Origin of the sequence: Finegoldia sp. (assembly GCF_046991905.1) — a bacterium.
Taxonomy (GTDB): domain Bacteria; phylum Bacillota; class Clostridia; order Tissierellales; family Peptoniphilaceae; genus Finegoldia.
Genome location: NZ_JBKWZF010000041.1, coordinates 1 through 12,258, shown reverse-complemented (window position 1 = coordinate 12,258; position 12,258 = coordinate 1). Strand labels below are relative to the sequence as shown.

The window sequence follows — 12,258 nt, the reverse complement described above, 5'->3', positions numbered from 1 at the left end:
GACGTAGGATTTGTGTTTCAATTCTATAATCTAGTTCCAAATCTAACTGCCAAAGAAAACGTGGAACTGGCATCTGAAATCGTAAAAGATGCACTCGATGCAGCAGAAGTTTTGAAATCAGTTGGCCTTGGAGAAAGAATCGACAACTTTCCAGCGCAATTATCCGGAGGAGAGCAACAACGTGTCGCAATCGCACGTGCAGTTGCGAAGAATCCTAAGCTATTATTGTGCGACGAACCAACTGGGGCGCTAGATTATCACACAGGCAAGCAAGTATTGAAAATCTTGCAAGATATGGTTAGAAAAGAAGGCGCGACTGTCGTTATCGTTACGCACAACCAAGCGTTGGCTCCGATTGCAGACAGAGTTATTCACATGCACGATGCGAAAATTCGCGATGTCGTATTGAATGCGAATCCACAAAACATAGAAACGTTGGAATACTAAAATGAAGAAGAAAACATTGAACAAGACGATTTTCAAATCGTTTATAGAATCTAAGGGACGATTTTTGTCGATAATGTTGTTGATGATGCTCGGATCCATGACACTTGTCGCACTCAAAGTCACAGGCCCCGATATCGACAAATCGGCTAACAAATACTACGAAGATTATAATTTGTCCGATGTCAACGTCATCAGCGATTACGGAATCACGGAAAATGATGCGAAGGAGATCGACCAAATCAAAAATATTGCAGATGTTGAGTACGGATATTTTTCAGATGCAACGATAGGTGACACTCCAACATCGTTTAGAATATTTTCCAATACGAAAAACATATCTAAGTTTGAGCTTGTGAGTGGAAATTTCCCGCAAAAAATCGGAGAAATAGCACTCACTGACCAATACAAATCCAAATACAAAATCGGAGATAAAATCAAATTCAAAGAAAAAGACGAAGACAGCAAGATTTTGAAACAAGAAGACTTCACCGTAACGGGATTTGTGAATTCTACGGAAATCATATCCAAGACAGCCTTGGGAAATTCCTCTGCAGGATCTGGAAACTTGGAAGGCTACGGAGATGTAACAACAGACAACTTCGACACAGACGTCTACACCATTGCACGTGCGCGTTACCATGATGTGCGTGGGTTCAACTTCACAGACAGTGAATACACAAGAAAAGTCGACCAACATCAGAAACAACTCGACGAGATTTTGAAAGACAACGGCAAACAACGACTCGAAGAAATCAAATCCAAGGCAAACGACAAAATTGCAAAATCCAAGAAGAAAATCGAAGATGCCAAGAAAGAAATATCTGATGCAGAAAAGAAATTATCCGACGGACAAAAGAAAATCGACGACGAAAAATCAAAGCTAGTATCAGCGAAAAAACAAATCGCAGACAAGGAATCTGTCATCAAAAATTCGAAATACCAAATCGAATCAGCAGAAAGCCGTCTTCAAGCATCCAAGAAACAATTGGACGATGCGAAAGTTCAGCTTGACAACGGACAAAAGCAATTGGATTCTAAGAAAAAAGAAGTTGAAGCAAGCAGAAAAAAGCTATCACAAGCAAAATCGATCCTTGATGCCACGAAAGCAAAGTTAGATTCATCAAACGCCCAAATCCAACAAGGAAAAGCAAAGCTACAAAAAGCAAAGCAAAACCTTGAACAAAAGAAATCAGAACTAAAAAAGCAGGGAATAAACCCAGAAAATGTTCCAGAAATTCAACAAGCTGAAAGCTCAATCGCAGAACAAACTCAAGTAATACAGCAATCAGAAGCTAAGTACAACCAAGGATTGGCGAAGTACGATCAGGGCTTACAACAATACAAATCTGGAATGAAAAAAATTGATGAATTTGACTCATCACAAAGAAAACTATCCGAAAAGAAGAAACTCTACCAAAATTCTGTTGCAAAATACAACTCTGGACGCAATCAGCTCAACGCATCCAAAACAAAATACCAAAACGGAATTGCACAGCTGAACTCATCAAGAAGACAAATCCAAGAAGGATTGAACAAAATCTCATCGTCACAAAAAGAACTTGACGACAAGAAAAAAGAATTTGAAACAGAAAAGAAAAAAGCCGACGACAAAATTCAAGACGCAGAATCCAAAATTCACGACGCTCAAATCGAAATCGACGGATTATCGTTGCCAGAATATTCGACATATACAAGAAGGACAATGCCAGGAGGCGACGGAATCAAAATGGTCGAAACGACATCATCGGGAATCACGAAAGTAAGCAACTTGTTCCCTGTGGTATTGTATCTTGTCGCAGCGCTTGTAACAGTCACAACGATGACGCGATTTGTCCAAGAAGAACGAAACAACGCAGGAATTTTGAAGGCGTTGGGATATAATGATGCTGATGTCATCAAGAAATTCGTGTTGTACGGGCTAATATCTGGAGGATTGGGCACGATTTTGGGAACGCTACTTGGAACGTACGCACTTCCGTACATTTTGTGCACGTCGCTTTTGGCAAACATGACCATACCACCTGTCAAGTACTATTTTTCATTCAAAATACTTGGTTTATCGGTGCTTTTCGCGATAATTTGCAGCGTACTCCCAGCGGTTTACATCTCAGTCAAAGAACTACGAGAAACTGCGGCACAACTTTTGTTACCAAAGCCACCGACAAAAGGCTCCAAGATTTTCATGGAAAGAATCACGCCGTTGTGGAGCAGAATGACATTCACGCAAAAAGTCACAGCGCGTAACATCTTCAGATACAAGCAAAGAATGTTCATGACAATATTCGGCGTTGCAGGATCCGTCGCGCTATTATTCGCAGGACTTGGGATTTCATCCTCAATCAACGGCATCCAAACCAAACAATACGGACAAATCATCCAATACGATGCAGTAGTCGCGAAGAAAGATTTCGTCACAGAAAAAGAACAACAGAAAATCGACCGATTATTAAAATCAGACGACATTACAGGCTATATTCCAGTTCATTTTGAAAATATAACCAAAAACATAAAAGGAATTGACGACGAACAAACAATCACGATGCTTGTCACACACACGGACACATTTTCTCCGTATATCAATTTGGAACATAAAAACTCTGAAGATGCGCTCAAAATAACAGATGAAGGCATCGTCGTATCGCAGAAACTTGCCGATTTGATGAAAGTAAAAACAGGCGACACGATTACGCTAAAAGTCGCAAATCAAGATAGAAAATTCAAAATAGCACAAATCACGAAAATGTACGCTGGACATTTTATTTTCATGAGTGACGACTACTACAGAAAATCAGTTGGCGAAAAAGTAGACGACAACAGCTACTTTATTGCTCTCAAGGACAAATCAAAAACGAATGTTGAAAAAGTCACAGCAAAGTTCATGGCATCAAACGGAATCAAAGCCGTGTCACAAAACACCAACGTCATCATACAAGTTGAAACCATGACTAACTCGCTCACGAAAGTAATGACAGTGCTAACTATAATGTCTCTATTACTTGCGATTGTAATCTTGTACAACTTAACAAACATCAACGTAGCAGAAAGAATCAGAGAATTATCCACGATAAAAGTATTGGGATTCTTTAACAACGAAGTAACCATGTACATCTATCGTGAAACAATCTGCTTGTCGATTATTGGAATAATCGCGGGAATATTTGGCGGGAAAATCCTCCACAAAGTAATCCTCGACAAAGTTGCCCCAGCGGAAATATTCTTCAACCCAAATATCGAAGTGTGGGTATATATCTTACCAATAATTTTGGTTATCGTGATACTTTACGCATTGGGAGTAATAGTCAACCACAAATTGAAAAAAGTAGATATGCTTGAAGCATTAAAATCAGTAGATTAGTTAATATGTTAAAGTAGAAAACCGTGTTTACACGAATATCTAGACTACGAAAATTAACAAATTCTAAGCTCATGAAACTAAAATCGCAAACTCGCTGACGCTCAAACAATGCGATTTTTAACGTTTCATTTCACTTGAATTTGGAATAATTTTCTCCGTATGATATTCTAACCAAACACGGTAATCTACTTTTTTCAATTATATAAAAAGGAGGGGAACACAAAAACTCGTAAAACGCTCATCTGTCTACAAAAATTGATAAATTCAACGCTTATGAAACTAAAATCGCGAACTCGCTGACGCTCAGACAGTGCGATTTTTAAACGTTTCATTTCGCTAGAATTTATTCCAATTTTTTCCGAATGATTTGCTTATTTACGATGTTTTTGGTTTATTTCACAGGAAAAATATTCTCTAGACATTTACATTGTACAAATTCATACTAAAATAGACACCGATACGAACGAATATCTAGATTACGAAAATTTGAGATTTCTAAATCTCAAAATCCTAAAATTTGAAGCACGCTTCGCTTACGCGGTCAAATTTTGGACGGATTTTTTCGATTTGAAATCAACAGAATTTTCTCCATATGATATTCTAACCGTATCGGTTTGTCTATTTTTGTTTCAATGCTAACTTATTCAGCCAAATTTTCTTATCTATTTTTTCAATCTAAAACATCTCCAATTTTTCCACCCACATCTCCCAAAACACGCATTTTGTGGTAAAATAAAATAACAATACCAATCGAAATATATTTGCACGAAATATAGGAGAACGCAATGAACGTGATACTTACAAGTGACATAATGTCCCCTGACAAAAGACAACTTAACAGTCAAAATGGATTTGTCGACAAAATCCACGAATACGTAGGAGACATCAATTGTCTGTACATTCCGTCAGATCCACACTCACCACTTCTAACCAATACGATTAGCTCACACCACAAAAAAGCCTTCGAAAAAAGTGGATTTACTGTGAAAAACTGGGAAGTACTATCCATATACAAAAAATCAGTCATACAACAGCTCATATCACAAACAAACCTCATAATACTTGCTGGAGGTCACGTTCCGACACAGAACAAATTCTTCCACCACATTCATCTTGAAAAATACATCAAAAACTACGACGGACTTGTGATTGGAATCAGCGCAGGAAGCATGAATTCAGCATCAGAAGTCTACGCTCAGCCCGAAAACTTTGGCGAAGTCAAATCCACGCACTACCGTAGATTTCTCAAAGGACTTGGAATTGTAGACATATCCGTGCTTCCACACTACGCAGATGTAAAAAATCAACGAGTCGACAACCAACGAATCATGGAAGATGTTACACTGCCCGACAGCTACGGAAGAAAATTCTACGCCATAGAAGATGGAGCATTCATCATACCAACAGAAAACAAAATCTACGGCAATTGCTACGTCATCAAAGATGGCAGAGTAAGAAAAGTCTGCAACACAGGTGAAGTCGTAAATCTACGAGGAGTAAATTAATGAAAGAATTTTTCAGATACACCGAAGATGCCTACACCAATATAAACATAACATTACTAAGACTATCATTAGTCCTAGTAATTTTTTTGGCATACAAACTCAAACACAAAACCAAACTACTCAAATCGGCATTGTTTTTGGGATTATTTGGACAAATAATATTACTTGCATGGTACGCAGGAAACCACACACTTCTCATCAAAGAAGGATTGCCACTGTTTCACTGTAGAATATCAGCCATCATGATGGTGGTAGCATACCTCATACAAGACGACAAACTCATGCGCTATTTTGCGTGGATGGGACTAATCGGTAGCATAATCGCATTTACATTCCCAGATCCATCCAAATATCTGTGGCCGCACGTAACCAACCTCACATACATCGCCAACCATTTGCTTCTAGGATTTTGTGGTGTTAGCATATTATCCGCAAGAAAATCCACCCTTAAACTAAAACACACACTCATGACAACAAGCATCATGAACATAGCAATCATGACAGTCAACCTAATATTGCATACAAATTACGGATACCTTGTACAATTTCCGCAAACAATACCAGTACGATTCACACCACATGTTACATTCCTAATAATGACATTAATCATCACATTCTTGATTACAATTGCAGAAATAACACACAACAAAATCGTACAAGACGCACAAATAGAACCACAACTAACAACACAACAATAATCGCTATCCTTTAGGAGAAACCATGAACACAATCATCAAACCATTCGACAAACTCACAACAAAAGAACTCTTCCACATCTACAAACTAAGAGTCGACGTATTCGTAGTAGAACAACAATGCCCCTACCACGAAATAGACGACATCGATCTGATAAGTCATCACATATACTTGCAAAACGACAACTCAATTATCTTGGCTTACTGTAGATTGTACAAACAAAATGATACATTCCACATCGGACGAGTAATAGCAACCGAAAGACGCAAAGGAAATGGAACACAAATAATGAAAACAGCAATTGAATTTGCGACAGAAAAACTTCACGCAGATTCCATAATCATAGAAGCACAAACCTACGCCCAAAAATTTTACGAAAAATTAGGGTTCGTTCAAACCTCAGAGCCATTCGAAGAAGATGGAATTCCACACATACAAATGAAATACATGATAAGTTAAATGGAACACGCCAGAAATAAAATTCTGGTGTTTTTTTGCAAATAAAATTTTCTAGAGGATTCTAATGTAAGTTAACAAAGTCTCATTATAATATTTTTAATCTTTTTAGGTTAATAAATCCTCAACGGAATAAAAATTCATATTGTTAAAAATAAACGCTATAATTTCATGAAAACATTGACACATTTTAACTAAATAAATCTAATTAATGAAGTAAATTGATTTTTTTAATTTGTTTTTTTATTTTACAGCGGCGAATTTGGTTAAAAATATTTATCAATTATTTTTTTATTTACTAATTATTAATAAATTAAACAATTATTTAATATCCTTAATTAAATTTCTGAGTTTTAAAAATTTTCCTAGATATATGATTAATCTAGATTTTGATAATTATTGAATAGAAAAGCATAACAATACATAGTTTATCATAATAAAAATAAAAGATTATATGTTATCATGATTACACTCTTTAGCATAAATTGACGATAAAATAAGAAAAATTAATGAAACATTTACCTATTTCATTTCCTATAAATAATGTTGCAGTTTTTGTTCATTATGATAAAATAACCATACAAGGAATTAATTTTTTATTTAATGTAAGAAAACTTTTGAACAAATAATTCATTTTGTAAATTAGTTTACAAGCCAATTCCTGGGCTATCCATTATTTAAAAAATAAAATTCTGAGTTCACAATTGTTGTGGTTTGATTTTTTGAAGTTAAATTAGAACGAAAATATTACAAAAATGTAATAATTTATAGTGGAAAATTTTAATTTTATTTCAAAACTAACCAACAACAGAGAAAATATTATAAGAAAGGAAAACGTAATGAATAACAAAAGAATATTTGAAAAAATCATTACCGAAAAAAGAGCAAAAAGCTCTAATGAAAGACCAAAATACGGTCTTAGAAAGCTAACCGTAGGTGTAGTTTCATGTCTTTTAGGTTACATGATGTTCTTCACCCCAAACGTTGTTGCAGCTGGAAAAGTTGACCAACCACAAGCTGTTGAATCAACAGAAGTTGCAAAAACTGAAAACGTTGAAGAAAAATCAGAACAACCTAAAGAAAAAGCTGCTGAAACAACAGAAACTGAACAACCAGTTTCTCATGTACAAGGTGATTTTTCAAAAGAAACTAAAACAAACGCACAAGACAGAACTGTTAGAACAACTGCTGAAAAAACATCTGAAACAGCAACTGAAGGAAAAACAGAACAAGCAAAACAAGCAGATAGTTATGTACCTGAATTAGAAGCTATTAAAGTAGTAAAAGGTAACAATGTAGAAAACTACAGAAAAGCTTTTAAAAACCTTCCAGAAGATGCAACTATCAAAGTAATTAACGAAGCAGACACTAATGAAGCCGGAGATAAGAAAGCTACAGTAGAAATTACTTTTGCTGACCAATCAACAAAGAGAGAAATCATCACAGTAAAAGTATATGAAACACAAGAAGACCTTGAAAATAGTGGATTTGGAGAACTAGAATTTAGTGAACCAGGCGCTAAAATGAACAGAGTTGGGGCTAGTAAAGCAGAAGAAAAACTTCCTAAAAATATAACAGATAAAACAAACTGGGAAGAAAAAGAAAAAAAAGGTGACGACCATTGGGAACTTGGTAAATCGGATGAATTAAAAGACCAAAGAATAGTAAGGGTTACAACATCAGATCCTATCGAAATCAATGATATCAACTATCAAGGTTACTTCACTGATGCTAATGGTAGAACTAACCTTAGATTAGTTTATATGGAAAAATCTGCTGCTGTTTCAGCAGTTTGGAAGAAGGCTGCCTTTAACTTTGGAGACCTATATGACAAGATAGATTTTGAAGAATCATACGGTGTCGATGAAAAAGGAAATAGATTTAAATTTTCAGACACTAATAATGATAAAATCAAAACATTAGATGTTGCAGGCATGATTTCCACAAGAACTCAAAATATAAATAACTTACCTATTAACATAGTCCTAAAGAATGGAGAAACAATAGATAGCCTTGGAAAGGTTAACTATCAAGTTCAAATGAGGTTAGTTGATGGTAAGGGAGAAAGAATCTATGCTTTCGCTCCTAAAAAAGCTGCCTTAGACTACACAACATACACAAGATCAACATCTATAAGCTTAGGTAATAATATCCAATCTGAGTTTTTAAGAGGACCAGAAAGTCAAGATAGAAAGCTTGCAATGCAAAGATCATACTTATCTGAGTTTATTGCAAATCCTGACCAATATGATGATACAAGTAATCTTGGAATCTTGAGAACACAATATCAAGCAGAAAGAAACGACATTAATCCGGGTAATACTCATGATGGTAAGCCAACTGGTTTTGTTCAAATGTTCGATGCTAACTTGGTTAAATATCTAAAAGCAGATAAAGAAGGATTTATAGCCTATACCCAATTATTAAATGCCGATAGAACACCTGCCAAGGGTGCAAGAGTAGGTATTAAAAAGAAAAATATTAACTATACAGCAGATGGAAAGCTAGCTTATTTTGTAATAGGTGAATCTAACTTTGAAAAAAATGGAGTAAGTGTTATCCATGTGGATAAATTGAGCGGAAGAATCAACCAAAGTGGTTTCTATTTCGCAGGTATAGATTATGTTGTAGATAAAAGCGAATTTGCTGAAGAATTCCATACTACAGGTCAAAATAAAGTAAACTTTAATACAATGGCTGGTTGGATAGAGCCAAATACAAATGGTTGGACTGTTTTTGAAGAAGAATATGACCATGAATTTGTAGTTCCTGAAGGAGATAGCTTTACTATAGATTTAGGTAAAGAGCCTCTAGGTAAACAAATTATGGTTCAAGTAGGCGATGAGAAATACTCTTTTGTCAGAACTGAACAAGGTTATTATACAGATTTTAAAACTGGTAGGAAAGGATTTGACAAGATTGAAAAAATTACAGAAGGTATTTATAAATTAACTCTTCGTGAAGGCGCTACAATCAAAGCTGGAGATAAGGTTAGAATTCTACTTCCAGATTCAGCTGATCATGATGCAAATTCTATTAATTTTGTAGAGATAACTAATGGATCTAAGGAAAATAAAGGCGCCGCAACACTTAAGTACAATAAAGATAGAAATATTGATTTGCATATATTCTCAGAAGGTCAAGGTCTTGGTAAACCGGATGGAACTTATAAATTGATATATACACCAAAGGGGTCTACTGAACAAGTTACTATTAATATTACAAAAAATAAGCCAAAAACATATTGGCAACATGATGATAAAAACGGCGTTTTAAAAGGCACTCTTGTAGCTACCACAAAAACGGATGGTAATTATGTAATTGACATGAGTAAAATAGAAACAGGTTCTTCTATTATAATTGAAGCATATGATCCAAGTGGAAATAAGGTAGAAAATTTAACTTCAAAAATTGAATTTAATCCTATAGATAAATCTGAGAAAAAATACGAAAAAATGGCATGGGTTGACCATACAGATGATATTGCTAATATAGGTATAGGTAAATCTCTATATACTCCATATCATAACGTATTTACAAATGACTACACAGGTGACCAATATAAAGACTTCTATGAAAATCCAAGACAAAATCCAACAAATGCAGATGACTTCATGAAAAACACATCAGAACTTCTTGGATTTACCAAATATGATGGTGGAAAAATCAGAATGAGATATATAGATCCAAATGGAGTAATCTATATATCAAAAATTGATGCTGATGCAAATGAATATGATGATAAAGGTAATACAACAAAAGATTATACTAAGACAATAACTGTAAATGGAAAAGAATATGTAGCTTCTCCATATAGATTAAATCTAAAGGATTTCTATGAATTAAAAGAAGATAGAAATGCTGGCGTTCTTAATCCAGATGGATCTTTGACTTTAGTTAAAGACATGAGATTAATAATTAACGCATCAGATGGATCATCACTTCCATCAGATTGGCTAGAAGTTAGGGTTAAAACAAGAGTATTATTTGATGCAACAGATGGTGCTTTCGACGATGGAACAAAACAATCTGTAAAAGTAGTTCCAGACAATTTAAAATTCTTTGGCGATGAAGGATACGCACCAAATGGATTTGAAGGTGCAACTGTTAAAGCAAACACAGGTGATGAATTTGTTAAAGCTCCAACAGCAGAAGGAAAAACATTCCTAGGTTGGGTAACTGAAGCAGGTAAAGATGAACTTGGAGCAACAACTGTTAAATCAGCAGATTTCAACAAAGTTGATGCTTCAATGAAATTCACTGCAGAAACTCCAATAACTACACACCAAGTAGTTTACGCAATTTATACTGATGAAAAACTAGTAACATTCGAGGCTAATGGTGGTAAGTTTGATGATAATTCAACTACAAAGACAGATGATATAAAAGATGGAGTAAACAAACCAGCTGATCCAAAATTAGAAGGAAAAGAATTTGTAGGTTGGGCAAAGACAGCTGATGCTAAAGAAGCAGATGTTATCGATGTAACAAAACTAACTGAACCAACAACAGTATATGCTGTTTGGAAAGATGCTTCAAAACAAACAGACTCTATCGACCCAACAGTACCAGCTAAGACACCAGTTGCAGATAAATCTAACTTAACACAAACTGAAAAAGATGCAGTTAAGAAAGCTATTGAAGATGCAAACAAAGATAAATTCCCAGAAGGAACTAAGGTTGAAGTTGGAAACGACGGAACAGCAACAATCACATACCCAGATGGATCAAAAGACACAATCAAGGGTACAGACTTAGTAGAAGAAAAAGCTCCTACAACAGCAGAAAAAACTGAACCAACAGTACCAGCTAAGACACCAGTTGCAGATAAATCTAACTTAACACAAACTGAAAAAGATGCAGTTAAGAAAGCTATTGAAGATGCAAACAAAGATAAATTCCCAGAAGGAACTAAGGTTGAAGTTGGAAACGACGGAACAGCAACAATCACATACCCAGATGGATCAAAAGACACAATCAAGGGTACAGACTTAGTAGAAGAAAAAGCTCCTACAACAGCAGAAAAAACTGAACCAACAGTACCAGCTAAGACACCAGTTGCAGATAAATCTAACTTAACACAAACTGAAAAAGATGCAGTTAAGAAAGCTATTGAAGATGCAAACAAAGATAAATTCCCAGAAGGAACTAAGGTTGAAGTTGGAAACGACGGAACAGCAACAATCACATACCCAGATGGATCAAAAGACACAATCAAGGGTACAGACTTAGTAGAAGAAAAAGCTCCTACAACAGCAGAAAAAACTGAACCAACAGTACCAGCTAAGACACCAGTTGCAGATAAATCTAACTTAACACAAACTGAAAAAGATGCAGTTAAGAAAGCTATTGAAGATGCAAACAAAGATAAATTCCCAGAAGGAACTAAGGTTGAAGTTGGAAACGACGGAACAGCAACAATCACATACCCAGATGGATCAAAAGACACAATCAAGGGTACAGACTTAGTAGAAGAAAAAGCTCCTACAACAGCAGAAAAAACTGAACCAACAGTACCAGCTAAGACACCAGTTGCAGATAAATCTAACTTAACACAAACTGAAAAAGATGCAGTTAAGAAAGCTATTGAAGATGCAAACAAAGATAAATTCCCAGAAGGAACTAAGGTTGAAGTTGGAAACGACGGAACAGCAACAATCACATACCCAGATGGATCAAAAGACACAATCAAGGGTACAGACTTAGTAGAAGAAAAAGCTCCTACAACAGCAGAAAAAACTGAACCAACAGTACCAGCTAAGACACCAGTTGCAGATAAATCTAACTTAACACAAACTG

Annotated in this window: 6 protein-coding genes; all 6 read left to right on the top strand. The window is 35.5% G+C overall.

Going from position 1 to position 12,258, the window contains the following annotated elements; genetic code table 11:
- The coding region (locus ACLUJM_RS10770; RefSeq protein WP_412412805.1) for an ABC transporter ATP-binding protein at positions 1–447 on the top strand (447 nt) is incomplete at its 5' end.
- A 1-nt stretch (position 448) separates the two neighbouring features.
- Positions 449–3,802, top strand: a complete 3,354-nt coding sequence (locus ACLUJM_RS10765) for an FtsX-like permease family protein (RefSeq protein ID WP_294684964.1) — start codon at positions 449–451, stop codon at positions 3,800–3,802.
- A 785-nt stretch (positions 3,803–4,587) separates the two neighbouring features.
- Positions 4,588–5,307: a Type 1 glutamine amidotransferase-like domain-containing protein gene (locus ACLUJM_RS10760; protein WP_412412804.1), complete on the top strand. Its 720-nt coding sequence runs from the start codon at positions 4,588–4,590 to the stop codon at positions 5,305–5,307.
- A complete protein-coding gene (locus ACLUJM_RS10755) occupies positions 5,307–6,005 on the top strand; it encodes a YwaF family protein (protein ID WP_412412803.1) in 699 nt (232 codons plus the stop codon). The genes ACLUJM_RS10760 and ACLUJM_RS10755 overlap by 1 nt, the downstream gene beginning before the upstream one ends.
- A gap of 22 nt (positions 6,006–6,027) precedes the next feature.
- Positions 6,028–6,462, top strand: coding sequence for a GNAT family N-acetyltransferase (locus ACLUJM_RS10750; protein WP_294684959.1), 435 nt, complete (start codon positions 6,028–6,030; stop codon positions 6,460–6,462).
- Positions 6,463–7,298: 836 nt separating this feature from the next.
- Positions 7,299–12,258 (top strand): Rib/alpha-like domain-containing protein (locus tag ACLUJM_RS10745; protein ID WP_412412802.1); only part of this gene is annotated, 4,960 nt, incomplete at its 3' end.